This is a genomic window from Rhizobium sp. BT03, assembly GCF_030053155.1.
Lineage (GTDB): Bacteria > Pseudomonadota > Alphaproteobacteria > Rhizobiales > Rhizobiaceae > Rhizobium.
On the sequence record NZ_CP125640.1, the window covers coordinates 3,786,912 to 3,812,263 of the forward strand.

General features: G+C 60.6%; 20 protein-coding genes, 1 tRNA gene and 3 pseudogenes. 9 read left to right on the forward strand and 15 right to left on the reverse strand.

The genetic code is table 11. The annotated features are described in order from the left end of the window. Position 1: 1 nt before the first annotated feature. From QMO80_RS18405 to ampC, 4 genes are all read right to left on the reverse strand, one after another. Complete coding sequence (locus QMO80_RS18405) at positions 2 to 3,004, reverse strand: trifunctional glycosyltransferase/class I SAM-dependent methyltransferase/polysaccharide deacetylase (RefSeq protein ID WP_283197802.1); 3,003 nt, start codon at positions 3,002 to 3,004, stop codon at positions 2 to 4. Next, positions 2,998 to 4,176 (reverse strand): glycosyltransferase family 2 protein, encoded by a 1,179-nt coding sequence (locus tag QMO80_RS18410; protein ID WP_283197803.1) that lies wholly within the window; start codon positions 4,174 to 4,176, stop codon positions 2,998 to 3,000. The genes QMO80_RS18405 and QMO80_RS18410 overlap by 7 nt, the downstream gene beginning before the upstream one ends. A 72-nt stretch (positions 4,177 to 4,248) precedes the next feature. Continuing rightward, on the reverse strand, positions 4,249 to 5,205 hold the full coding sequence (locus QMO80_RS18415; protein WP_283197804.1) for an NAD-dependent epimerase/dehydratase family protein: 957 nt from the start codon (positions 5,203 to 5,205) through the stop codon (positions 4,249 to 4,251). A gap of 294 nt (positions 5,206 to 5,499) precedes the next feature. Then, entirely contained in the window at positions 5,500 to 6,618 is a 1,119-nt protein-coding gene (ampC, locus tag QMO80_RS18420; protein ID WP_283200224.1) for a class C beta-lactamase, read from the reverse strand. Here ampC and QMO80_RS18425 point away from each other — a divergent pair. Continuing rightward, positions 6,530 to 6,745, forward strand: coding sequence for a hypothetical protein (locus tag QMO80_RS18425; protein ID WP_283200258.1), 216 nt, complete (start codon positions 6,530 to 6,532; stop codon positions 6,743 to 6,745). The genes ampC and QMO80_RS18425 overlap by 89 nt on opposite strands. Positions 6,746 to 6,841: 96 nt before the next feature. Then, positions 6,842 to 7,711 carry a LysR family transcriptional regulator gene (locus tag QMO80_RS18430; protein WP_283197805.1) on the forward strand — a complete coding sequence of 290 codons (870 nt, stop codon included), beginning with the start codon at positions 6,842 to 6,844 and terminating at the stop codon, positions 7,709 to 7,711. A 256-nt stretch (positions 7,712 to 7,967) separates the two neighbouring features. Here the strand turns inward: QMO80_RS18430 and QMO80_RS18435 are convergent, their stop codons facing one another. Further along, positions 7,968 to 8,957, reverse strand: coding sequence for a substrate-binding domain-containing protein (locus QMO80_RS18435; RefSeq protein WP_283197806.1), 990 nt, complete (start codon positions 8,955 to 8,957; stop codon positions 7,968 to 7,970). A gap of 48 nt (positions 8,958 to 9,005) precedes the next feature. After that, a complete protein-coding gene (locus tag QMO80_RS18440) occupies positions 9,006 to 9,986 on the reverse strand; it encodes an NAD(P)-dependent oxidoreductase (RefSeq protein WP_283197807.1) in 981 nt (326 codons plus the stop codon). Positions 9,987 to 10,236: 250 nt separating this feature from the next. Here QMO80_RS18440 and QMO80_RS18445 point away from each other — a divergent pair, with 250 nt between their 5' ends. Together QMO80_RS18445 and QMO80_RS18450 are read left to right on the forward strand one after the other, a co-directional pair. Beyond that, a complete protein-coding gene (locus tag QMO80_RS18445) occupies positions 10,237 to 10,980 on the forward strand; it encodes an ATP-binding cassette domain-containing protein (protein WP_116274252.1) in 744 nt (247 codons plus the stop codon). Between the two features lie 69 nt (positions 10,981 to 11,049). Then, the gene (locus QMO80_RS18450) at positions 11,050 to 12,048 is read left to right on the forward strand and encodes an ABC transporter permease (protein WP_283197808.1); all 999 of its coding nucleotides are present in this window, start codon (positions 11,050 to 11,052) and stop codon (positions 12,046 to 12,048) included. A 66-nt stretch (positions 12,049 to 12,114) separates the two neighbouring features. On the opposite strand, the gene QMO80_RS18455 is transcribed toward QMO80_RS18450, so the two are convergent. Continuing rightward, a complete protein-coding gene (locus QMO80_RS18455; protein ID WP_283197809.1) occupies positions 12,115 to 12,438 on the reverse strand; it encodes a hypothetical protein in 324 nt (107 codons plus the stop codon). A gap of 227 nt (positions 12,439 to 12,665) precedes the next feature. Here QMO80_RS18455 and QMO80_RS18460 point away from each other — a divergent pair, with 227 nt between their 5' ends. Then, positions 12,666 to 13,199, forward strand: coding sequence for a DUF2314 domain-containing protein (locus QMO80_RS18460; protein ID WP_283197810.1), 534 nt, complete (start codon positions 12,666 to 12,668; stop codon positions 13,197 to 13,199). A 38-nt stretch (positions 13,200 to 13,237) separates the two neighbouring features. Here the strand turns inward: QMO80_RS18460 and QMO80_RS18465 are convergent, their stop codons facing one another. Continuing rightward, positions 13,238 to 14,620: a DUF882 domain-containing protein gene (locus QMO80_RS18465; RefSeq protein ID WP_283197811.1), complete on the reverse strand. Its 1,383-nt coding sequence runs from the start codon at positions 14,618 to 14,620 to the stop codon at positions 13,238 to 13,240. A gap of 434 nt (positions 14,621 to 15,054) precedes the next feature. On the opposite strand from QMO80_RS18465, the gene QMO80_RS18470 reads away from it, so the two are divergent. The 3 genes and pseudogenes from QMO80_RS18470 to QMO80_RS33045 form a co-directional block, all read left to right on the forward strand. Then, on the forward strand, positions 15,055 to 15,732 hold the full coding sequence (locus QMO80_RS18470; protein WP_283197812.1) for a DUF5343 domain-containing protein: 678 nt from the start codon (positions 15,055 to 15,057) through the stop codon (positions 15,730 to 15,732). Beyond that, positions 15,725 to 16,210 (forward strand): TIGR02391 family protein, encoded by a 486-nt coding sequence (locus QMO80_RS18475; RefSeq protein WP_283197813.1) that lies wholly within the window; start codon positions 15,725 to 15,727, stop codon positions 16,208 to 16,210. The genes QMO80_RS18470 and QMO80_RS18475 overlap by 8 nt, the downstream gene beginning before the upstream one ends. Positions 16,211 to 16,639: 429 nt before the next feature. Further along, positions 16,640 to 16,867: pseudogene (locus tag QMO80_RS33045) on the forward strand (DUF1515 domain-containing protein); the annotation flags it as partial. A 601-nt stretch (positions 16,868 to 17,468) separates the two neighbouring features. Here the strand turns inward: QMO80_RS33045 and QMO80_RS18480 are convergent. Continuing rightward, positions 17,469 to 17,763 (reverse strand): annotated as a pseudogene (locus tag QMO80_RS18480) (thermonuclease family protein). A 220-nt stretch (positions 17,764 to 17,983) separates the two neighbouring features. Between QMO80_RS18480 and ligD the strand changes: the two are divergent. Continuing rightward, positions 17,984 to 19,032, forward strand: a pseudogene (ligD, locus tag QMO80_RS18485) (non-homologous end-joining DNA ligase). 74 nt (positions 19,033 to 19,106) lie between these two features. Here the strand turns inward: ligD and QMO80_RS18490 are convergent. From QMO80_RS18490 to xylF, 6 genes are all read right to left on the reverse strand, one after another. After that, the gene (locus QMO80_RS18490; RefSeq protein ID WP_283197814.1) at positions 19,107 to 19,700 is read right to left on the reverse strand and encodes a hypothetical protein; all 594 of its coding nucleotides are present in this window, start codon (positions 19,698 to 19,700) and stop codon (positions 19,107 to 19,109) included. A gap of 715 nt (positions 19,701 to 20,415) precedes the next feature. Continuing rightward, positions 20,416 to 20,841 carry a hypothetical protein gene (locus QMO80_RS18495; RefSeq protein ID WP_283197815.1) on the reverse strand — a complete coding sequence of 142 codons (426 nt, stop codon included), beginning with the start codon at positions 20,839 to 20,841 and terminating at the stop codon, positions 20,416 to 20,418. A 731-nt stretch (positions 20,842 to 21,572) separates the two neighbouring features. Beyond that, positions 21,573 to 21,649, reverse strand: a tRNA-Arg gene (locus QMO80_RS18500). 204 nt (positions 21,650 to 21,853) lie between these two features. Continuing rightward, the gene (locus tag QMO80_RS18505) at positions 21,854 to 22,636 is read right to left on the reverse strand and encodes an ATP-binding cassette domain-containing protein (RefSeq protein ID WP_003592835.1); all 783 of its coding nucleotides are present in this window, start codon (positions 22,634 to 22,636) and stop codon (positions 21,854 to 21,856) included. A gap of 14 nt (positions 22,637 to 22,650) precedes the next feature. Next, positions 22,651 to 23,964: a sugar ABC transporter permease gene (locus QMO80_RS18510; RefSeq protein ID WP_283197816.1), complete on the reverse strand. Its 1,314-nt coding sequence runs from the start codon at positions 23,962 to 23,964 to the stop codon at positions 22,651 to 22,653. A gap of 259 nt (positions 23,965 to 24,223) precedes the next feature. Further along, positions 24,224 to 25,264 (reverse strand): D-xylose ABC transporter substrate-binding protein, encoded by a 1,041-nt coding sequence (gene xylF, locus QMO80_RS18515; protein ID WP_088938380.1) that lies wholly within the window; start codon positions 25,262 to 25,264, stop codon positions 24,224 to 24,226. Positions 25,265 to 25,352: the final 88 nt, after the last annotated feature.

Sequence of the window (25,352 nt, forward strand, 5' to 3'; positions counted from 1 at the left end):
GTCATCCGATAAAGGCGCCCGGCAGGCCCATGAGTTCAGGGAAGGTTTCGAGCGGGCGATCGCCGCGGACTTCGAGACGCGGCAGTGCGAAAAGATTGTCGGAGAGGGCGGCCTTGGCCGGCCGTGTCGTAAAGCCGATCCCGTAGCCCGCCAGCGCCAGAATGCCCGGGACCCGGAAGTCCGTCGCGCCATAGGGAAGGGCGATCGACACCACCGAGCCGCCCAGCCGGTTCTGCAACGCATGGCGCGAGCGCATGGCTTCGCTAAGCACGGCTTGGCTCTCCATGCCGCTCGCCGGCGTGTGGGATGCGAGATGCGAGCCGAAGCTGATGCCCTTTTTGCTGAGCTCCTGAATCTCCGGCCACGACATCAGGGGCGCCGGCTCGCCATAGGACGAATCCCAATCCGAGCGGCCGCCGACCTTGTCGGTGACGACGAACACCTCGGCGCTGAAGTCGTTCTCGGCAAGGATCGGGAAGGCGTCGGTGCGGAAATCGACATAGGCGTCGTCGAAAGTCAGCATGACGGGCCGGCCCTGGATCGGCTTGCCGCTGCGCAGGAGATCGGCGAGCGTCGGCGCCGTCACGGCGTAATAACCCTGCCGGCGCAGGAACTGCATCTGCTTGCGGAAGTGCTCCGGCGTGGTACGGAAGCGCCGCAGCGCGGCGGGGCCGTTCTCGGCGATCCGGTGATACATCAGGATGGGGACCGAGGCCGTCACTTCAGTCGTCCATGCCGCCCCGCGGTCGACGCCGGCAGGTCCCCAGATGACGTGTTTGGCGACATCGGCCTCCAACGGCGTTCCATGCGTCTCGAGCCGCAGGGCGGGACTGACGACGGTGCCTTTGCGGAACCGGTGGATGGCGTAGAGCTCGGTTTCGATCGTCTCTTCCAGCGCAAGCCCGGCCTGCTCGGCGAAGACCCGCCTGATCGTCCCGGCGCCGAAGGGGTTGCCCCAGTCGAAACCGGTTCTTGCCGGTTCGTCGCGGCGGATATGCGCATGGGCGGTGATCAGGCAGCCGCCCGGCTTTAAGGCCGCCGCCATCTTCCGGCAGACGGCCGCAAGCATCGCCTCGTCCTTCATGTAATAAAGCACTTCGGAGCAGACGACGAGATCCTGTTGCGGCGGAAGATCTTCTCTTGCGAAGTCGAGAACGCGGAGCTCGACATTTTCACGATCGCGGCAGCGCTCGATCGCCCTGTCGATCGCCCGCTGGGAAATATCCGTGGCCGTTACGCGAGCAACCTCTTGCGCCAGCTTCTCGGTGAAGATCCCTTCGGCGCAGGCAAGCTCCAGGGCCGTCTCCACCCCTTCCGGGATCAGGCTCAGCGTCTGCGCATATTTGACCTGCTCATAGACCGAGACGTAATTCCAGGGATCCGGGCGTTCGAAAATATGCTCCCAGTATTCTTCCTCGGTTTGAATGCCAGGCGTCTCTTTTGCCTCGTCCGGCCGCGGGCCGGCGGGTTCGCCACATTGCGGGCTCAGACCGCGCCCTGCAGTGCGAAGCATGTCGGCCAGCTGCGCGTCGTTGTCCTGTTTGTCGCCTGGTGCCCGGGCAAGGATGGCGTTGCGGCCGATCCGCACCAGCAGCCGTTGGAGACGGCCCCGCCGCCGGCCGCTGCGGATGATGAGACCGCCGAAGCTTCTGTAGCCGCGCAGCGCCTCCCTCGTCCACGAACCGGCATAGGCCAGCGTCGGCGGCGGCCGAAGATGCTCGTCGGCCCGCATTTCCTCCATGATCAGCCGGATCTGCGCCCGGATCGACAGATCGCCCCAGAACGGCCCGACGAAGGTGCCGATATGCGCGTCGCCCGAAAAAGCGTGCATGACCAGTGTATCGGACTGCTCGGCCTTGGAGATTCTGGAAAGCGCGCCGATCTCGACGCTGACCACCTGGATATTGCCGAGCGTGAAGGATCGCCGAAGGTTCCCGGACGATAGCTGCCAGGCGGCGGCCTCGAGGATCTTGCGGCCGGTGCCGGGGAAGGAATGACGCTGGATCAGCTCGACGAGCAGACGGAACGTCGGCCACCATCGGTCGGGCGCATCGAGGAGATCGTCGGCCCGATCGGGGAGGAGGCCCGTCTGCAGGCCGTGCAGAATCACGCCGGCAAAAAAGCTCTCGTAACCCGCGGCATCCGGCATCTCAGGCAGCAATGCGGCAAGGGCTGCGATATCCACGGCCGGATCGCGCTTCGCCGCGGCGACCCAGACAAGCATGCGCAATTGGCTGATGGCGGGCGTGATCCAGCCCGTCTCCGGCCCCTCGTCCGGCACGCCCTGCTGCATGCGCAGCACGTCCGCCTTCGTCGTCACGCGAATGGCGTCCCGCACCATTTTGACCGGATCGCCGGAAAGCGAGCCCGCCTTCATGCGATAGAAGGAGAGGCAGGCGTCGACACGGCGAAATTCCGCGCCCGCAAAGGCCATGCGCATCCAGAGATCCCAGTCCTCGCAGGTCCGCAGGGTCTCATCCATGCCGCCGACATGCTCGAACAGGCTTTTGGGAAAGACGACCGTATGAATGGCGAGCGCACAGAAGGACGAGAATTCGCGCCTGGCGACATCGCCGGCGAGGGTGGGGGCCTGCTCGACCGGCATCAGCCGGCCGTCCGGGGCGACACGGCGGTAAGAGCAATAGGCGATGTCGGGCGCAGATCTATCCTCTGCCACCGGCAGCATGGTTTCGATGAAGGCGGGATCCAGCCAGTCGTCGGCATCCAGCATGCAGAGCAGCGGCGCGGCAGCCAGTCTTGCTGCATGGTTTCGCGCCGCCGCGGCGCCGGCGTTCGGCTGGCGGGCGGGGAGAATGCGGCTATCCTCTCCGGCGATCTGCTCGAGAAGCTCCCAGCTATTGTCGGTCGAGCCGTCATCGATCACCACGGCCTGCCAGTTCGATCGGCTCTGCCGCTGCAGGCTCTCAAGACATTCGGCCAGCGTCTCGCCCGCATTATAGGCGGGGATGAGGAAGCAGATTTCGGGCGCGGCCACTGTCACCATGCGCGCATCTTCCAGCGGCGCAGCACATAGAGAGCGCCATTGACGCTGCCGAGCATCTCCTGCTTCAGGAAAAAGTCGTTCGACGTCGCGCCCTTGCGGAACCGTCGGCGCAGCCTGCCGATATAATATTTCGGGAAGGAGACGAGGACGCGCCGGAGATTGCCGCCATTGCCGGTATGCTGATACTGCACCAGCAGGGCGGCGATATGGCCGCTCATATATTGGTAGATCTGTTTGGCGAGCCCCTTCATATCCTTGCGGTGAAAGTGCCAGGAGACCGCCGTCGGCTCGTAGCGGCAGACATGGCCGTGATGCAGCAGCCGGTTCCAATATTCGGAATCGCCCGAGCAGCCGGCCGCACCCATATCCAGGCGGACATCGAACAGGCCGATCGCGTCGAACACCTCGCGGCGGAAGGCCTGGCTGGCGCCGGCGCCAATCGTCCAGACCGGGGCGCCGTAACGCCGATGCAGGCGGTAGAAATCCTGGTCGAAATCCTGCCTGAGATAACCCCGGCCGAAACTCCAATGTTTTTCGAAGATGAACTGCGCCGGCGTTGCCAGTTCGCCGGGCAGCACCAGCCCGGTGACGCAGGCGATCTCGGGCCGGTCGAAGGCCTTCATCAGGTTCTCCAGCCATTGCCGATGGAGGACCACATCATCGTCGGTAAAGGCGACGAACTCGGTTTTCGCCGCCCGAACCGCCGCATTGCGGGCAAAATCCAGCCCGACCCGGTCCTCGCGGACATAGGTGGCGCCGGCTTCTTCGGCCACGCGACGGGTCTGATCGCCTGAGGAGGCATTGTCGACGACGATGATGGCGACGGGACGGAGCGATTGTTCGGGGATCGAGGCGAGGCACCGGCGCAGTTCCTCCGGCCGGTCCTTGGTGCAGATCAGAATGCTGACGTCGCGATTGCGCAGCGGCGTTTGCGCGACCCGGGCGATATGCTCGAGCGTATCCGGCCGCACGGCACGCTCGGCCAGTGCCGCCGCGGCCTCCGGCTTTTCGACATAGGCCTGCCCGACCGGAAGACCATCCGACAGAAACACCACCAGCCCGTCGGAGAGCGGCGGCGACACGGCGTCGATATGGCCGGATGCCAGATCGAGATAGTGAATCGGTACGGGGAAGTTCACATCCTTCAAATCGGACGGTATTGATTCACGCATTACCATTCTCTCAAATCGTACCGTGAGCATACGCCGCGCCGTCAAGGACGCGAAGCCCGAAAGCCGTGATGATTATTCCGCCGCGCCGAGGTTTACTTTTGCCCGGAACCAGTCGAGCGTCATGGCGACGCCCTGCTCGTAGCTGATCTTGCACGACCATTCCGGCATGACGTAGTTGGCATTGGTCAGGTCGGGCCGCCTGTTGGTGGGGTCCTGCGGCGGTGACGGCTCGAAGACGATCGGCACGCCGCCGACCAGCTTGGACACATATTGGGCGACTTCGAGAACCGAAATCTCGCGATCGTTGCCGACGTTCAGGGGTCCCTTGTAGTCGGTTTCGTTGATCCAGAAATAGCGTGCGAAACCATCGACGACGTCGTCGACATAGCCCCAGCTGCGCGACTGTTTGCCATCGCCGAACACGGTGATCGGCCGGCCCGCCAGCGCCTGGGTGATGAAGTTGGAGACGGCGCGGCCGTCATCGGGGCGTGTGCGCGGACCGTAAATGTTGAAGGGACGCACGACCTTGAGGTCGAGCCCCTGGGTGCGCTGCATTTCGAACAGCAGCGATTCCGTGCAGCGCTTGCTCTCGTCGTAGGACGAGCGCGGTCCGGTGCAATCCACCTGGCCTTTGTAGGTCTCCGGCTGCGGCGACACCAGCGGGTCGCCATAGACTTCGGAGGTCGAGGTGAAGCCGAAACGCCCGCCCTTCTTCAAGAGCTCCAGCAGCCGGAATGCCCCGAGAAGATTGGCGGAAATCGTCCGCTTCGGTTCCTTCATATACCATGGCGGCGATGCCGGGGACGCCAGATGGTAGATCTCATCGAATTTTTCGGAGCTGCGCAGCGTCTCGACGTCCGATTTCACGAAGTGAAAACGCGGATCCCTGATGTGGGCGATATTGTCGAAAAGTCCGGTCCAGAGGTTGTCAACAACGACCAGCTTCTGGACGTCTGTTCTAAGTAAAAGCCGATCGCACAAATGCGACCCGATAAATCCAGCCCCGCCAGAAATCAATACGCTTTTCATTGCATTGCGCCTTGTGACGTTTGAGAGGTGGGTGTTTATTAGCATCACCTTTAAGGCGTGGCAATTCATTAGAAATGTTCTAGAAAATACTCGCTTATTAATCTTAATTATTGATATGTTTTACTTATGGTAGTACCGGCGGATGAGGCGTCGAGCAACCGCGCTCGAGCCCGCCCGCCGATCGCGACGGTTTTGTATCACGAGGGCGCCGGCGGGCGCATCGGGCTAAAGTCTGACTCGATCTTCGCAGTCACGATGCAGAGTTCAGGCGATGCACCACGCCGGCGCGTCGGCTCAGTCGGCCGAAAGCGCCGTCAGGATCTGATAGGCCGCGGCGACGCGATCCTCGTTGGGATAGTTCTTATTGGCCAGGATGACGATGCCGAGCCGCTGTTTCGGGATGAAGGCGACATAGGCGCCGAAGCCGTTGGTCGAGCCGGTCTTGTTGATCCAGACATCGTCGCGCGGCTGCATCGGCGGCCGCAGTTCCGAGACCGGCATGGTCTTCAGCATCGCCGGCGAATTGCCCTCCAGCAAATCGTTCAAGGCGGCGGGATAGGCATATTGCTCCCAGATGAGATCCTGGGTCATCGCCCCTGCTTTGAAATATCCGATATGGGTGTCGGCGATGGCCCGCTGCAGTTTTTCGCCGAGCTTGACCGTGCCCATATTGGCGCCGACGAAACGGATCAAATCGCCTGCGGTGGATTTGACGCCATAGGCTTCGGCCGAAAGCATGGCCGGCGTCATCCGGGCCGGCTCGCCGCCGCGCTTATACCCTTGCGCATAGTCGGCCTGCCGCGCTTTCGGCACATCGATATAGGTGTTTTTCAAGCCCAGCGCGGCAAACAGCCTGCCTTCCATCAAACCGGCAAAATCCCCGTGCATGGCTTTCGCGACGATACGGCCGAGCATGCCGATGCTGGGATTGGCGTAACTTCTCTGCGTCCCCGCCGCATAGGAAGGCTGCCAGGCCTCGAAATAGCCGAGCAGCTGTTTTTCTGTCTTGACCTCGTCGGGAAGCTGCAGCGGAAATCCGCCTGCCGTATGGGTGGCCAGATTCATCAGGGCGACATCGCCGAACGGCTTTCCCGCCATTCCCGGCAGATATTTGCCGACCTTGTGCGACAGCGAGAGCTGTCCGCTCGTTTGCGCATAGGATGCCAGCGTCACCGTAAAGGTCTTGCTGATCGATCCGAGTTCGAACAGCGTGGTCGGCGCCACCGGCTTGCCGGTGTCCTTGGATTCGACGCCATAAGTGAAGATGTGGTCCCGGCCGTCGGCGCTGATGGCGACCGCAATGCCGGGGATGGCGTATTTCGCCATGATCGGCTCGATCGCGGCATCCGCGATCGCCTTCACCGCCGTTTCGTCGGCGGCAAAAGCGCTTGTGGAGGCGCAGGCCGAAAGCAAAACGGCCGATAAAATTCTTATCCCAATACTGTTCATAACCATCATCCTCCAAATCCACGGGGCAGCCAAACCAGCGCAAAGCGCATGGGGAGGAGGTTTATCGGCGCTGTTTTGCAATCACAAATGATGATATCTCGCAGCAGCCACAAGAAAATCTAATGCCTGTCATCTCGAAGTGCGCGGCGGTTCCGGAGAACGACATGCATCAAAACAAAGGGCTCGGATGGTTCGGCAATTTCTCCCCTTGAACGGCCTGCGCGCCTTCGAAGCCTCGGCACGGCATCTGAGCTTCACCCGTGCCGCGATCGAGCTCTGCGTCACCCAGGCGGCGGTCAGCCAGCAGGTCAAAGGCCTGGAGACGCGATTGGGCGTGGCGCTGTTCCAGCGTCTTCCCCGCGGCTTGAAAATCACCGCCGAAGGCGAAGCGCTGCTGCCGACGGTGACGGCCTCCTTCGACCAGATGGCGACGACGCTGGACAGGATCGAAGCCGGGCAGGTGCGGGAACTGCTGTTCCTCGGTGTGGTCGGGACATTCGCCGTCGGCTGGCTGTTGCCGAGGCTTGCGGATTTCCAGCGCCGGCATCCCTTTATCGATCTGCGCATCTCGACCAACAACAACCGCGTCGATCCGGCCGCCGAAGGGCTGGATTTCGCCATCCGCTTCGGCAGCGGCTCGTGGCACGGCACCGAGGCGCAACGCCTGTTCGAAGCGCCGCTCTCGGTCCTCTGCATCCCCAAGCTGGCGGAGCATCTGCAATCGCCTGAAGATCTTGCCGGGGCCACGCTGCTGCGCAGCTACCGGACGGATGAATGGAGCACCTGGTTTCAGGCGGCAGGCGTTGCCCCCACGGCGCAGCTCAATGGCGGCATCGTCTTCGATTCCTCCGTCGCCATGATGGAAGCCGCCCTCCTGGGGCTCGGCGTCGCACTGGCGCCGCCGTCGATGTTCACACGGCATCTGTCGTCAGGTGCGATCGTGCAGCCTTTTCCCACCGCCATTTCGCTCGGCAGCTACTGGCTGACGCGCCTGCAATCGCGGCCGGTCACGGCGGCGATGCAGGCGTTTTCGGATTGGATCGGTGCGCAGGTCTGATGGCCGGAGCGCCGGCTGAGCGTATCGCGAGCTGCCCCTCATCCGCCTGCCGGCACCGAACGGGGTCGAGCCACGGGTCTCGACCCGTCCTTCGGACCCCCGCTTGCGGGGCGAAGGGGATATGCCGCGCCGCCTTCTTCAACCTCAACGCCGCGTTTGACACGTCCCCTCTCCCCGTTTTTACGGGGAGAGGGTTAGGGTGAGGGGCAGCCACAGGCGCAAACCCGCAGCCATTGGCGCAAGCCGACACCCAGGATCACTTCTGAATGCAGGTATCCACCGTATCCTTGGTGCATTCGTCCAGCCCGGTAAACACCGGATCCTCGACCGCCTTCCCGGCGATCAGGTCCATCATCACCGAAGGCGCCTTGTAGCCCATTTCGAACGGCCGTTGGCCGACCAGCGCGGTGACCAGGCCTTCCTTGGCGATCGCCACTTCGTCGCCGATCGTGTCGGCGGCGCCGATGACGAATTCGTTCTTGGCGATCTTGTCGGCCATCGGCTTGAACAGGTCGCGATAGGGCTGCGGGGCGCCGAACAGCGGCCAGCCGCCCATGATGCCGAAGGCATCGAGGTCGGCATTGGCGGCGAGGATATCGGTCATCGCCTGCACGCCCTTGGCGCCGTCGTCATTGGTGAAGACAGGGCAGCCGGCGACCTCCGTCCAGCCGCCTTCGCCCTTCAGCGCCGCCAGCCCCTTCTGGCCGCTCAGCGTATCGCGCATGCCCTGGGCGCGGCGCAGAATGTTGTCGGCGCCGGGATTGCCTTCGATGGTGCAGATCTTGCCGCCGTTCGGCTTGGCCTTCTTGATATATTCGCCGATCTTGGCGCCCATCAGATAGTTGTCGGTGCCGAGATAGGTCTTGCGCAGCGCCGCATCGTCAGCGGCGAGATCGGCATCGAGCGTCATCACCGGAACGCTCGGATTGGCGGTCTTCAGCGTCTGGGCGATCAGCTTGGCGTTCGACGGCGAGATGGCGATGGCCGCGGTGTCGGCTTTCCCCAGCATATCCTGGACGATCTGCGCCTCGCCGGCTTCATCGGAGGTCGATGCCGGGCCGGTGTAGAAGCATTCATATTCGGCGGATGCGTTTTCCTTGTTCCACTTCTGGCAACCCTGGTTGATCGCCTCGAAGAACGGGTTGTCGAGGCCTTTGACGACGATGACCAGCTGCTTCTTGGCGGCGAGCGCCTGTCCGGCCGTCAGCGCCAGGACTGCAGCTGTAAGCAATAATGCCTTCCTCATAGCTTCCTCCCATTGAAAAAGACGAGCGCTTCTGCACCCGCCGCGTCATCAACCTGGATACCAGACGACCCGAGGCTCCTCCTTCGAACGCTGGTAGTCCCAAGCCGAATTGATCAGCTTTTCCAGATCGTAGACCGGCTTCCAGTCCAAGAGATATCTGGCCTTGCTGTTGTCCATCCAGTTCGAGTGGAACTGGCTTGCGATGTCGACCGAGCCGAGCCCGCGCGTGCGGGCGAGGTGTGCTGCGACCTCGCCATAATCGACCGGCCGATCCATCGAGATGTTGAAAAGCTCCCCCTTGGCGCGCGGATTGTCGATTGCCGCCAGGATCGCCGAAACGAGGTCGTCGACATGGACGAAATTGCGCTTCAGCGGCCGCCCGTCGGCATCGTGCAGCAGCGGCACCGTGCCATCCCGCGCGTAACGCTCGGCATCATCAGCCGGCACCAGCGTCTTCCAGTCCGGCCCGCCGAACACATCGTCGCCGAAGGACAGCGTGAACCTGAAATCGTCCTTCTCCATGATCCAGGGCGCCCTGAGGCAGCAGGTGTTGATGCCGTACTGGATGGCGAACTGCTCGAGCATCACCTCCTCCAGCACCTTGGAGAGCGCATAGCAGCCGGGATAGGCGCGATGCGGCGTCTTTTCGGTCACCGGCCCGTCATGGCGATAAAAGAAATGGCCGATGCCGGCATCGCCGCCGATCAGGATGAACTGCTTGGCCGTGGGGCTGGCGCGGAATGCCTCGAGCAGCCAGAACAGGCCCTTGACGGTGATATCCATCACATCTTCAGGGATTTCCTTGCAGGTGGCGAGATGCACGACATGGGTGACGCCGTCCATTGCCGCTGCCACGACATTGCTGTCGGCGATCGAGCCCTTCACCACACTGATGCGGTCGGTCTCCTCGAGCACGCGATTATGGCAAAGCGCGCGAATGCGTGCTTTGGAAAATCGCGGCTCGTCAAGCAGCCCAGTAATGAAGCGCCGCCCGACCTTGCCCGTAGCCCCGGTGACAAGGATCAGCATACCTCTCTCCCCAGTAACAGCTAATATGCCCGCGTTTCCGGCGTCAATCTGTATTTGTCGTACAAAATAGATTTTTGTGATGAGGGGCTGATTTAGCGGACATTTGATTGACGATTCCTGGCGCTTTTGCATTAATGCTCACAATCGCTTTTCCGGGAGGAGATCGGCCGAGCGAGATCGCAGGCGACTGATTGGCAACCGGGTAACCGGCGGCGAAAGCAGGCCTGCAGGTTCCGGGGAGGGTAGTCGGCTGGTCGCGGTTCTCGAACTCACCAATATCTCAAAACATTTCGGCGCCATCCAGGCGGTCAACGACGTGTCGTTTACGCTCGAAGCCGGCCAGGTCGTCGGCCTGATGGGCGATAACGGCGCCGGCAAAAGCACGCTGGTCAAGATGATCGCCGGCAACTTCCGGCCGAGCGAAGGCACGATGCGGCTGGAGGGCAAGGAGATCGTCATGCACCGCCCGGTCGAGGCGCGCCAGCACGGCATCGAGATCGTCCACCAGGATCTGGCGCTCTGCAACAATCTGACGGCGGCGGCGAACGTCTTCCTCGGGCGGGAACTGCGCCGCGGCATCGGCCCGTTCCGCATCCTCGATTACAAGACGATGTACCGGCGCGCTGGCGAGATCTTCAAGGAACTGAAATCGGAAACCCGCCCGCGCGATCTCGTCAAGCAGATGTCGGGCGGCCAGCGGCAGGCGGTGGCGATCGGGCGCACCATGCTGTCGGAAGCCAAGATCGTGCTGATGGACGAGCCGACGGCGGCCATTTCGGTTCGCCAGGTGGCCGAAGTCCTCAACCTGATCCGCGAGCTGCGCGACCGCGGCATCGCGGTCGTGCTGATCAGTCATCGCATGCCCGATGTTTTCACCGTCGCCGACCGGGTGATCGTCATGCGCCGCGGCCGCAAGGTCGCCGACAAGGCGATCGCGGCGAGTTCGCCCGAGGAAGTCACGGGACTGATAACAGGGGCCATCGAACAGGTCTGAGCGGCAGTGCTTAGTCCTGCGGAAGAAACACCGCTGACGGAAATGCCCCATCTGGAGTGAGAGGTCGAAATGGCAGTGACACTGGACCAGACGATTGCACAGAAGCAGCGCAGCCGGCTTGCGGAGTTTGTCGGCGGTCAGACATTCTGGGTGCTGATCGCCGTGCTTCTCGCCTGCCTCTTCCTGTCCTTCGCCACCGATTCCTTCGCGACGTCGAAGAACCTCTACAACATCACCCGCAACGTCACCTTCGTCGCCATCATCGCGCTCGGCATGACGCTCGTCATCATCACCGGCGGCATCGACCTGTCGGTGGGATCGGTGCTCTGCCTCTGCAGCATGGTGCTGGCGGTCACCATGAATGCCGGCTATTCCATCGAGGTCGGCATCACCGCGGCGATCGTCACGGCGCTGGTGATCGGCGCCTTCAACGGCGTGCTGATCGCCTATCTCAATTTCCCGCCCTTCGTGGTGACGCTCGGCATGCTGTCGATTGCGCGGAGCCTGGCGATGGTCGCCTCCAACAACACCGTCGTTTTCCAGTTCGGCCCCGACCACGACAAGCTGCTCGCGCTCGGCGGCGGCGCTTGGTTTTTCGGCATCGCCAACCCGGTGCTCTACATGGTCATCCTGGCGCTCATCACCGGCTTCGTGCTGCGCTGGACGCGCTTCGGCCGCTATGTCTTCGCCATCGGCGGCAATGAACATGCCGCCACCCTGACCGGCGTTCCGGTGCGCAGCATCAAGGTTGCCGTCTACATGATCTCGGCGCTCTCGGCGGGTATCGCCGGCATCGTCCAGACCGGCTGGCTCGGCGCCGTCACCACCAATATCGGTGCCGGCATGGAACTGCAGGTCATCGCCGCCGCCGTCATCGGCGGCGCCAACCTCGCCGGCGGCGTCGGCACCGCCTTCGGCGCCCTGGTCGGCGCGGCGCTGATCGAAGTGATCCGCAACAGCCTCGGCCTGCTCGGCATCAACGCCTTCTGGCAGGGCACCTTTATCGGCGGGGCGATCGTGCTGGCGGTGCTGTTCGATCGGATCCGCAATCTGCGGCAGAGCGAGTAGGGTTGGGCCGGGCGGCCTGCAGCACATCCGGTCGCAGCGTTCGTCGAACAAACTCCGGCCATGCCCTCAGGGGCGCCCATCCTCATAGCCATCCAACTCGGGGCATCCCCTGATGTTGCCGAAGCCGATCTCCCGCCGGTCGCCCGATTGATCCAAACCTCTGAGCACGATGACATTGTCATCCTGCTGTATGATCTCGCTGCGATAGATGCCGGCCCGAAGCGCCCGGTTTCTTGCCTGGCTTATATTGCATTGCCCGGGCGGTGGAGTGACGTGCCAGTATCTCGTGCCTTGCCCATCCGACTGCCCTCCGCCAGAGGCGGCGAATCCCGGCACGCCGGAGAGCAGGATGGCACACGACACTATCGCGCTGCCCAGAACCAGTTTCATGTATCCTCCGTCAGCCGTCGGCGTCTCAGGGCTCGTCGCCACTCTGCTTTCCCGGTTGCAATGGATAGACGGGTTTGCCCTGGCGTCACGACAGTAGATCATTCGGGCTAATACGGTGCTAACGTGGTGGGCAGCAGCGCCGGCGCCGGTGCACCAAGCCGGTCTTGAAGATCAACCCCAGATAGCTATGGTGCGTCGTATAGTCACGACAATTTAAGGTCTATCGAATGCTGCGCAGCGTCATTTCACTCTTCTCAATACTTGCGCTATCCATTCTGGCCATTCCCGCCGAACCCGCCCTGGCCACCGACAATCCAAACATCCAGAGGATCGCGCCCAATGATCCGGGGATGGCCAAAGCCCATGAGAAATCCATGAGGGAGTTGGACGGCTTCCTCGAGAAACTTCGAAATCCACCGGCCGGAACCGAAAATTACAGCATAAAACTGGGTTTCACAGACAAGGCCAAAGGCGTGGCGCTGACCACTGACCAGATGGCGCCGAATGTGGAGTTCATGTGGGTCTACCAGATCGAGGCATCGGGTGACCATTTCACTGCTCTTCTCAGCGATACGCCTGAGTACATCCACAACATCAAGCCCGATGATCGCGTCGAGTTCGAGAAGTCGGATATCTTCGACTGGATGTATACCGAGAATGGGAAAGTGAAGGGAAACTACACCGCTTGCCCGCTGCTGTTAGCAGGTCCGAAAGAGCAGTTGGAGCAATATCGCGAAATCTACGGCATCGTCTGCGACTGACGGCAAGGTCGCTCCCATGCTCCCCATGATGATTGCGGTCAGCCCTCCGGTGCCGATGTAAACCGGCCGGCGTCGAACGGGCCTCTGACGGCAACCGGGCCGCTGGCAGCGACCGGGATGACATCCTCACCCGACGTCGCCACATTCGCCTCACGATGAACCGCGCGCGGGGAGACACGAGGCGCGCTCAATCCCATCGCCTCGCCGGAAGAGTGCAGCGCCCATTTCATCAGTGCCGCTTGGGATGTCGATCCGAGGAAATTTGCTTCTTCCCAGGAAGCGGTCATCGGCAGCGAGGCGATCATATCCGCGCCCTGCCTGGGGGCGTCCGTCGCAGCAATGCGGGGATGGAAGCGGGCGTGAACAGGCAATGCCGAAGCCGGTCTCTCCGGAAGTGCTGAGATCGGGCCGATCGACGCCGTCTCCAGTTCGTCGTCCACATCGGCGCCGTGCTCAAGGGCGGCCGGCCGCATCGCCGGTATCGGAATCGGCAAGGATGGAAGATCCGGAGCGGAGCCTTTGTCATCCCGCTCGGCCGCGCCGGTCTGCAGCGCGAGCGCATTCAAGGCTCGGCTTTTCGGCGTCGGCAGAAGCGCCGTCACGAGGTTGCCGTCCGTGGTGCCGCGGCTCGACCTGGTCGAGACCACCACCTCTTCGTCTTCTCCAGCCGTGCCGGCAATCTGGATCGAGGTGGGGCCGACGCGTTTCTTGTAATTCGCAACCGCCTGATTGTATCCCGGCAGCGGCCGGCCATCGGCCGGGAGATGCATCGTCTGCCCATTCGGGAATATGCGCGCGAGTTCCTGCCGCGACATGCGCGGCCAGGCCCTGACATTGCCGACGTCGAGATGCACGAAGGGCGATCCCGAGGTCGGATAATATCCGACACCGCCGACCTGCATCTGCATGGCAAGCGCCCGCAGCGTCGCAAGCTTCACGCCGGGAACGTAGAAATCCATCGCCTTTCCCAGCATGTGCTGGCTCTTCTTGGCGACACCGGTGCTGCGCGAGCGGTTGCGGAGCATGTTGTTGGTGGTGGGGGAGCGATAGGCGGAAACAACGTGGATGTAATCCTTGCCGCCGCTGCGCTTGTACACCTCCCAGACCAGGTCGAGCAGCCGGGGATCCATCCGGGTCGGCTCGTTCCTCCGCCAGTCGCGCAGAAACCGATTGATCTGGGCAAGGCCCTTGGCATCGAACTTTCCGTCGCGCTTATAGGTAATCGTCGCCTTCTCGCCCGTATGGGTAAAGAACAGCTTCAGGGCGCGATCCTCAGCCGAGGCAAATGATGCGGAACCGACAAGCGCCGGCAGCGCAAACAGAGCCGGCAGAATGGTCTGCGCTGCGAAGCGCTCCGCACGCGACAGGAGCGTGGCAATTCCGCCCGACAAACCTTGCAGTGAATACTTCAACGCCAACAATCCTGTCTAACACCGAACACTCGACGACGGGCGGGAACTCCGCATCCATCAGGATTAGTAAAGCCAGCTTATGGTCAATAAATTGCTAACGGGCGGATGCGGAAGCGTGCTGAGGATGCGGGTCACTTTAGGAGCAATCGCGGCCTGCGCAGCGGGGCAGGGGGAGCCGCGTGGATTATGGAGGGCTGCGCAATGATGGCGTTCGCCGCCTGGTGTTTGGCATCTCCCACCCGTGCGCTCCATGGTAGCACTGGCGCTTTGATCGGCCTTGTGTTGTGCTGGATTTATTAGATCTCATCGAGAAAATCGTGCCGCTAGAGTTTGCAAGGCCGAATATGCCTTGGGGACAACCGTAAGTCGGCGTTTTGCCGGGATTGACAAGAATTGCCGTCAAGAAGAATGCTCGTGGAAGCACGAGTCTCTGGAGACCTTCTATGGCATCGCATCCGTACATCTCGGGAAGTGGTAACATCGCGCAGATGATCGGCTTTCTTCGTAAGAATTTTCCGGCAACAGTGACTTCGGAGACCGTCAAAAAATACCAGCTCGCACCAAACAACGAGAGCTATGTGATAAATGCGTTGCAGTTCATCAAAGTCATCGATGAGGAAGGCAAACGTACCAAGGAAGGACACGACGTATTCGTACTTCCTGACGGCGAGTTCGAGGCAGGATTTCAGCGTCTTGTCAAAGAAGCCTATTCCGACCTCTTCGAGCATTTTGCTGATGACGCGTGGTCTCTTCACAAGCCAAAGTTGGTTGGATATTTCAGGACGGCCGACAAGACGAGCGAGGTTATAGGCGGACGTCAAGCTTCGGTGTTTCAAGCATTCGCTGCCCTTTCTGGCTTTGAGCAAGCGCAGAGCAAGGCGCATAACAGCACCAAGACGAAGCCCGCGTCAAATTTCTCGAAGCAGCTGAAATCCAAACCGGCTAAGTCGAAAGAGCCAGCGCCTCACATCGAAGTGTCAGCGCCACCGGCGGCGGCAGCTTCCCCGAAAAAGGACATGGCACTCACGGTTCGGATTGAGATCAACCTTCCGGCCGAAGGCTCGCAGGAAACGTACGACAACATCTTCCGCAGCATCCGGGCGAATCTTTTGAATGAGTGATAGCCTGACACTTTTCGAAGACATCGCTAGGAGGGCTGTGAACGTCGGAAAGGATTCAGCGCGGCCCCCAGGCAAGGCGATTCATCCCTTCGATGAAAGGAACATCCATCCGGAGATAGGTAAGGTCGCACAGCCCCTCTTCGACGACGGCCATTACTCTCAGGCTACCTTCGAGGTCTTCAAATTCATTGATCTCAAGGTGAAGAAGCTTTCCCGCGTCAATGACAGCGGATATGGCCTCATGATGAATGCCTTTGGCGACAAGAACACGAAGATCAAGCTGACCGAGATGTCGACGCAAACCGAACTCGACGAGCAGAGCGGCTACAAATTCATCTTCGCAGGCGCGATGTCTGCCATCAGAAACCCGCGCGGACATGAAATCAATGCCGACTCAATCGACCGTTGCCTCGATCATCTGACCTTGGCCTCCGTCTTGCTTCGTCGCCTTGAGGAACGTGTGCACCCCAAACCGTGACTTAGCTTATGACAATTGGTGAGAAATGCGAGCGCCGGAGCTGGCACATAGGCTTCATCTCTGAGTGAAGCAGTGAAACGGGGAAGAAGCTACACGAAGCCACCATGCGCAAAGTTACAGATCCCCGCTCGCGGGCGATCTTCGATGCCGTTGAAACCAGTGTGGCTTTTAGCTCATCTAACATCTCTAATAACGAGGCGCGCTTCGTGCGCCGAAGGTCTCATCGTTTCTTATCAAATGCCCGGCCCTGAAGATCTAGGTTTGCCAGATCGGCTGCCAACGGTCACGGTTGAGCCTCCTGATCTTACCGACCCGCGGACATAACATGCCGAGACCGGACCAACCGATCACAGGTTATAAAATGCACTGCTATTCTGCCACGCTCAAATTCGGAAAAAAATCCGTAATGGCATGGGCGGCACGGACTGAATGGCACCTACGAGCAATGATGACATCCTGCGCGCCCTTGGTCGGGTCGAAGGCAAGACCTACCGGGATCGAGGAGAACGTTTCTCTCCTCCGTGAGGTCAGCGAGGAGAAGCAGAACGCCGATGACAGCCGCGGTGCGATCCATCGTCGCCTTGACTAGCAAGGGGCAGAGATCAGCCCTCTCGATAAGCTGTGGTGATAAATACCGGCCTGGACGCCAAGGTTCGCGTGCTGTGGCTTGGCTGAGGCATGGGCTGATCAATTGATCGATGGCGCCGGTCCGCCATCTGCGTCCCGTCGGATGCCACCTTTAGGATTACGCCGAATTGGGGACAACTCTAACGCTTGCAGTCGCGGGGTTTTGGAGTCAATTTAAAGTTGACCAAACGTGACGCCATGGCTGCTCTTTGGCGAGTGCTTTGGAGGTGTCCGCTCGCCACACGAATGTCACTGATCCTACATCAGCTTGATTCATCACGCGTTTTCTTTGGTTGTGCACCATTAACCGGAATGATGGAGGCTTTTATGAAACTTGTCCCAGCGATAGTCTTTGTAATTTTTGTCGGATGGAGTGCGAATCTTCCCGTATCAGCGGAAGAGCTCGTCTTACCTCCGCCGGTTCAGGTTGTCCCGCCAACCGCAGCCCAGTTGATCGAACGGGGTCAACTCAATGGGGCTGGGCTAGCTCCAGCGCCATCTGTTCCTAATTCAGGTTTCAATGTTGGCACGGTGGGTGGAAACTCGATATCTCCAAACGGGTCCGGCGGATCGCCGCCGCCTCCTCTTAATCCGCGCAATTTCAGTGGAAATGGACCTTCTGGCACTGGAGTTACCTACACCATCCCTCTTGGCAACTAACTGCAAGCGCAAACCCCTTTTGCAGCAGGTTCTTGCCGATTTCTTCACCATTCGTTCGGTAGATGTTAACGAGCGGCCGGTGCGTTTGTGTCTTGTCCACCGCGCCGCTGGAATACGACACGCAATCCCTTTTCAGCCAAAAGCTCTTTCAATCGTCCCATGGCGATCAGCGCCAGCTTCCGTTCCTTGATGCACTTCGCGTGCGATCCGATCTCCGGCGTATCTATGCCCGAGACGAACGGAACACCTTCCCCCAGCAGCCGCATGTTCTGACCGTCGCATTTCACTGTGTCGCCATCGATGGCCGTTAGCGATGCGCAGAGGATCAATTCTGCCTCATCAATAGCAGGTAGTCCTAACCTGACGGACCGGGCCACCAACCCACGTGCTTTGCGGTGTCGAAGTGCAGGTCGTCGGCGTGTACGTGGGCTGCTGTCACTGCATTCCTTGATTGTAACCTTGTCCGCCTGCAATAAGAGCGTCCCCATGACGAAGCCGCCCAGTAAGCCTTCCAAGCCGTTGCTCAGCGAACCCGACGCTCCGCCCCGCAGCCAGGCGCGGCGGCGCCGAGATCCCGCCAACCCAATCTTCCTCTCGATCCTATGCCGGCGCGCATCGACCCGTGCCTTGCGTTACCGAAGCCACGGCCACCGAAGGGCCGTGACTGGGTTTACGAGATCAAGTGGGACGGGTACCGCCTGGTCGTTCACATCGAGCCGTCTGGCGTCCGCATTCTGACCAGGGGAGGGCACGACTGGACGGTTCGCTTCCCGGCTATCGTGGCCGAGGCAAAGAGACTTCCAGTTTCAACGGCGATATTGGACGGTGAAGCCGTAGTGCTTGACGAGCAGGGGCGGGCGGACTTCGGGAAACTCCAACAGTCGCTCGGCGGCCGCGGCGGCAGAAGGACGTCGAGAGACGCGATATTGATGGTCTTCGATCTGCTCCACTTCGACGGCCATGACCTCACGGGAACCGAACTCACGTCGCGGCGTCATCTCCTGGACGGGCTGGTGGCTCCCGGCGGCGAAGATGCCATTCGACTGTCCGAGGAAATCGAGGCCGATGGAGACGCGCTCTTGCGCATCGCCTGTGAGCACGGGCTAGAAGGGATCATCGCCAAGCGGAGGGACGCACGATATCGATCCGGCCGGCTGGGTGACTGGGTGAAGATCAAATGCACCCAGAGCGATGGCTTCGTGATCGTTGGAAATGAGAAGGCGATAGCATCATTCGGGGACATCGGGCGGTTGCTGCTCGCCGCGCGCAAGGGAAATGAGCTCGTCTATGTCGGGGGAGCGGGAACCGGCTTCAACGAACGCTCCGCGGCTGAGCTGCGGAAGCAGATGGATAAGTTGATCATCGGCAAACCCGCTGTCGACACTGGGCGGAAGCGAAACGCGGTCTTCATCGATCCGAAGCTTGTCGCTGAGATTGAATATCGAGCCTGGACGCATGACGGGAAGCTCCGTCACGCGTCTTACAAGGGGTTGCGGGATGCTGCTGAGAGTGCGGCAGTTTATCGGATCAACTAGACTTCGAACCCACCGACGCTTGCCGACGCCGCGATCATTACAAGCCCCAGCTGGTCACGGAGCGGGGATCGCCGCTAGGGTGCAGGATCAAGGGTAGTCCCGTTGTTTCGCGCGAGCCAAGGATGGCTTCCAGTCTTCTGGCAGTTTGGATATTTTTGCTCCCATCCTGCGGCTGCTTTCACGAAAGTGACGTCAAAGCCGGCTTGCACCCGCGTATCGGTCGAGCGTTTGCAAGGGACAACCATGTACATCGCGAGCCCGTTTTTAGCCGGATCCCGTATGATGGTGGAGTTGAATGTCGTATCACCATGCGTCTCGATACCGTATTGACCGGACCCAGTATTCAAGTTGGAAGGTCGGGCGGTGCAAATTGTATAGCCCTTGGGTGTCCGGATAAATGGATGAGTATCTTGCTCGTTATTCTGTCCCTCAATGGGAATGGCAGCAACGGCTAAGCCCACAAGAGTCGGATCCACGCCCAGCGCCCCGGCGGCAACTGTGATTAGCGCTTTCCCCTCGGGGGTGTTGAGTTCCTTGGCAGTCTTATCGATGAAACTCATCCTGTTGCATTGCTTCAGAACTTCGAAATGCGAGACGAGCACATCATCGTCCGCTGACACTTGAAATGGAGTGAGAGCGACAATTACCCCTGCGATGAGCATTTTCATAGCTTTCTCCCTATGCAAGTATTGATGTAGAAATGGCATTGATGCCACTGTAACGTTTACGCCAAAATCTGAATATTTGAAAGAAACACGAAGAAATTACAATCTACCACTAGTGGATGAATCGGCCGAAAGGCGGCCGGGCCCCCGGCTAACATTTGCGTGCCAGTTCAAGCACGGCTAGTTGTTGTGGAGAAGACGACGGCGAATCCGGGGGGCATGGCATGGGGTGGTTTTCTCGTGATCACGCGTTCGAGGAATATCAGCGGTGAGAGCGTGCGCTAGAACAATCTAAGCCCCAGGAATATCTGGCCTACTTCATCGGGATCAACAGCAAAGCAATTGTCACAGAGCTGCGGATCATCCGATGGATCTTGATCGCGATCCTGCTCATGCTCGTCACGCTCGCAAACTCTTTGCTGCCAGCAGGTTGGTGGCATCGCGGCTTCTGAGAGGTAGGGATGAGCCGGTCCACTATAGGTCTCAGTAGTCCCGTGCCGACGTCTACGCCCAGCGCTCATCCAGTTTTCGCCGGTGCTGCGCGATTCTGCGGCAGCATTGCGCAGCGCGCTGCAGTATGATTTCGTCTAGCGGAGCATGGGCAAGGTTCCACGCTCCGACGAAGGAATTGGCGTTTCGATCCCTGGCGTCAGAAACGAAAGGACCTGCGGAACGCATCCTCCGCACGTTCTTTTTTCGCCTTTCAGACTGCGCGCGGCTAGTTAGCAAATACGCTTACCAGCGTTTTCAGTGTATAGATCGTCTCGTCCTTGAGCTGCACCATCTCGCCGAAGTGAAACGGATCGATGCCACCTGATCCGCCCGAGCAGTTGTTATGCGTGATGTCGGTCATCTTCTGCACCTCGGCCATGATCGAGTTGATCGTTGGCACTTCCGGTGTGAGATCATTGTCGCCAGCCTTCGCCAGGGCGAGGCGGATATCGTTGATCTGGTTTGCAACGGTAGCGCTCAGTTGGAGGGTTACGTCTTGATGGATCGGGTTGAGCCCATTCGAACCGCCCGGGCAATTGTTGTTGACGAGTTGTGCCATTGTCTGAGCGTTGGCCACGGTTTTAGACAGCACCTTGTCGATCCTGTCGTTTATAGGTGCTGCGAAAGCAGGTTGGAAGGCAAAAGTAGCCATTCCGAGCACGACGAAAGTTCGCGCTATAGCACGACGGTCCAAGGCATTTGTCACTAAACGGAATGTTGAGCTTGCACACATTTGACCTACTCCCAATCTCGATTGTTAGTTGAACGCGGCTATTGCTCTTGGAAATCAATAAGGGCAAATTATTGCGCCTTGCAGTGGTGCACGTCAAGATAGTAGAACACCTCAGATAGTGGTACGCGTCAGCGGCGGAGATAGCCTTTAGGGCAGTGCAACGGGTTGCACATGTCGTGCGTAAGCCGCGTTCTCCAGCGAATTCGTACATCCCAGCGGCCCATATTAATCAGACTTTGCATATGGAATACCGCCGCTTTAGGCGGGGCCATGACCGGAAACTGGGGTGGGAGACTGTTAACTACAAGGCGATCGGCCGTGCAATCCAAAGCCTAGATGGCATGATCAACATTCAGTGGTCCGAATAACCGACTTAGCTGATGGCTCGACCAGGCCATCGGCGCCGCGCAATTCCTCCAGATAGTCTTTTCTTGCCCGCCGTCTGGCGAGTGCTCGCGCAAGGTTGAGCATGGCTTCCTTGCCAGCTTCTGGCAGATCATCGAATCGGCCCGTAGTGTTCCCATTGACGTCTGGCGCCACAGATCCCGATTTTTCTGCGAAACCGAAAGCTGTGGGAGACTACTAATGGCCCGCTTCCTATACGCTTCCTGTTCGGTCGAAACAAATCGGGGATCAGTCCCTGATTTATATGGCGCACCCGACAGGATTCGAACCTGTGACCTTTGGAATCGGAATCCAACACTCTATCCAGCTGAGCTACGGGTGCATGCCGAAGGCGGTTTGAATCGCCTGTCCGATGGGTGGTTCTTAGCCTAGCTTGCGGCCGGCTTCAATCGCGAAATTCTCAGAAATACCGATGCTTGCGGTTTGCGGGGTGTTTTTATTCGTCAGCCTTGGGATTGAACGAAAAACTCCGCCGGCCTTTGCGGGCGGCGGAGCGGTTGTCTGGGGCAGGGCGCCTTGACGGCGATCAGATCTGCATGGCGCCGGGGCCGGGGATGGCCTTGGGCGGCACCTTGCCGAGGATGATCATGCCCAGCACTTCGTCCTTGGTCACATCCTCGGTGCGGGCGTGGCCCACCAGCTGGCCGTTCTTCATCACCGAGACGCGGTCGGCGAGGTCGAAGACGTCGTGGATGTCGTGGCTGATGAGGAAGATGCCGATGCCTTCCTTCTTCAGCTGCTTGATCAGCTCGCCCACCTGCGCCGTCTCCTGCGGGCCAAGGGCGGCCGTCGGCTCGTCCATGATCAGGATGCGGGCGTTGAAGAGGATGGCGCGGGCAATCGCCACCGATTGCCGCTGTCCGCCCGAAAGCGCCTTCACCGGCTCCTTGAAGCGCTTGAAGTTGGGGTTGAGCCGCCCCATCACTTCGCGCGCCGAAGCCTCCATCGCCACGTCGTCGAGCGTGCCCCAGCGGGTCTTCAGCTCGCGGCCGAGATAGAGGTTGGCGGCGGCGTCGACATTGTCGGCGACGGCGAGCGTCTGGTAGATCGTCTCGATGCCGTATTTCTTGGCATCGCGCGGATTGCGGATGTCGGCCGGCTCGCCATTGATCAGGATCTCGCCGCTGTCGCGCTTATAGGCGCCGGAGAGGATCTTGATCAGCGTCGATTTGCCGGCGCCGTTATGGCCGAGAAGAGCGACCACTTCGCCGGGATAGAGATCGACCGAGGCATTGTCCACGGCGTGGATGCCGCCGAAGGAGATCGAGATGTTTTTCAGTTCCACAAGGGGAGTGCGTTGATCAGCCATGTCTAGGGCTCCTCTCACTTGGCACGGGCGCGATAGACGGTGTCGAGCCAGACCGCCACGACGAGGACAGTGCCGACGACGACGCTCTGCAGCGGGGTGTCGACATGGGCGAGAACCATGCCCGATTGCAGCGATTGCATGACCAGCGCGCCGAGCATGGCGCCGGCAATCGTGCCGGTGCCGCCCGCCAGCGACGTCCCGCCGATCACGGCGGCAGCGATGGTGTAAAGCTCGTCGAGCGTGCCCTGCGAGTTGGTCGCGGCGTTGAGGCGGGCGGTGGAAATCGCCGCGGCGATGGCCGCGAGCACGCCCATAAGCGCGAAGATGCGCACGGTCACCCAGCGGGTCTTGATGCCGGCGAGTTCGGCCGCCTCGGGGTTGCCGCCGATCGCGAAGACGTAGCGGCCGAAGCGCAGCCTTGTGGCAATGAAGGTCATGATGATGCCGACGACGATCGCGATCAGCACCGGCACGGCGATGCCGTAGGGAATATCCAGGCCGGTATCGGGCCAGGGAATATTGTTGGTCTCGGCATATTTCTTGGCGATGTTGATCGGCCAGTAATAGCTGTTGGCGATCCAGACAGCGCCGAGGATCAGCACGCAGCTGAGGATGGCGAGGAAATATTCCGCCCAGATCGGCCGGCGCGGAAAGCCGAAGCGGCGGCGCTGGCGGCGCGAGCCGACGATGCTGGCAACGACGAACAGGCAGGCGGCGATGCCGACGATCCAGCTCCAGGTGGCGCCGATCGAGCCTTCCGCGCCGCCGCCCATGATGCGGAAAGTCTGGTCCATGGGGGCAACCGTCTGGCCGCTGGTCACAAGCCAGGTCGCGCCGCGCCAGACCAGCAGGCCGCCGAGGGTGACGATGAAGGAGGGAACGTTCAGAAAGGCGATGATGATGCCCTGGAAGGCGCCGATCAGGCAGCCCGCCGCAATGCCGATGATGAGCGTGATCGCCCAGGTGAAGGGGCTGTCGAAGCCGATATATTCGGGCAGGATCTTCGCCTGGGTCACGCCCATGATCATGCCGCAGAGGCCGAGCACGGAACCGACGGAAAGGTCGATGTTGCGGGTGACGATGATCAGCACCATGCCTGTGGTCATGATCGCGATGTCGGTCGTCTGAACCGAGAGGTTCCAGAGATTGCGCGGGGTCAGGAACAGGCCGCCGGTGATGATGTGGAAACCGATCCAGATGATGATGAGCGCGCCGATCATGCCGAGCAGGCGCGTGTCGATCTCGGTGGCGCGGAAGAAGCGGGTCACCGGATTGGCTTCCGCCGTTCGCGGCCCGCTTGATGCTGTTGATTTTACCATTTCGGCCATGGGTTTGCCGTTCCCCCATTATGTTTGGACGGGTGCGCCGGCGTGCCCGAAACTGTTGGCGGCGTCATCGTCTGTTCTTCAACTGACCATCGCGATGCTTCCGGAAACCGTGGCGTGGCGTCGCGACACCCTTCCGGCAGGGAATGCAGGTCCGCGATGGTGCGGCGAGGCGGAGGAACTGCGTCCTTGGAGTTCGCATCCGCATCCGGCGCCGCAACGGTCTTTCCGCTGCGGCGCCGGCATTCAGTCCGAAGCGTGCTTACTTGCAGGCAGCGACGGTGTCGGCCTTGACGCCCTGGCAGGCTTCAGCCTTGGAAATCCAGCCGGCGTCGATCACGACGTTGAGGTTTTCCTTGGTGATAGCAAGCGGCTTCAGGAAGACCGACTGCATTTCCACGCCCTTCGGGCCGCCCTTGAAAGTCTGGGCGCCGTCGATCTTGCTCATGTCCTTGCCGCCGGCGAGGTCGAGAGCGATTTCGGCAGCGCGGGTGCCGAGTTCGCGGCTGTCCTTCCAGACGGAAACCGTCTGGGTACCGAGCGCGATGCGGTTCAGCGCCGCCTTGTCGCCGTCCTGGCCGGAAACCGGAACGGAGCCGGCGAGGCCCTGGGCGTCGAGCGCTGCGATCGCGCCGCCGGCGGTGCCGTCGTTCGAAGCAACAACGGCGTCGACCTTATTGTTGTTGGCGGTCAGGAACTGCTCCATGTTGCGCTGAGCATTCTCAGGCAGCCAGCCGTCCGTATAGGCCTCGCCGACATTCTTGATCTTGCCGGCGTCGATCGCGGCCTTCAGCACTTCCTGCTGGCCGGAGAACAGGAAATCGGCGTTCGGGTCGGAGGACGAGCCCTTGATGAAGACGTAATTGCCTTCGGGCTTGGCCTTGAAGACGCCCTCGGCCTGCAGGCGGCCGACTTCCTTGTTGTCGAAGGTGATGTAGAAGGCGGCCGGATTTTCGATCAGGCGGTCGTAGCCGACGACCGGGATGCCTTCGGCAGCGGCCTTTTCGATGGCCGGGCCGATGGCGTCGGAATCCTGGGCGAGAATGATCAGCGCGTTGGCGCCCTGCGAGATCAGCGATTCGACGTCGGTCAGCTGCTTGGCGGCCGAAGACTGCGCGTCAGCGGAAATATACTTGGCGCCCTTGGCTTCGAGAGCTTTCTTGATCGCGGCTTCATCGGTCTTCCAGCGCTCTTCCTGGAAATTCGACCAGGAAACGCCGACGACGAGATCGGCAGCCATGGCAGCCGTGTGCACGGAAACGAGAATGGCCGCGCCTGCCATCAATTTCAAAATAGACTTCATACTATCCTCCCGAGTGAGTTGCGACCGGCCCAGCCCATGCTTCCTCCGGCCACCGCGAAAAGCTGTCGAGGAAAATTCGGATTATTTT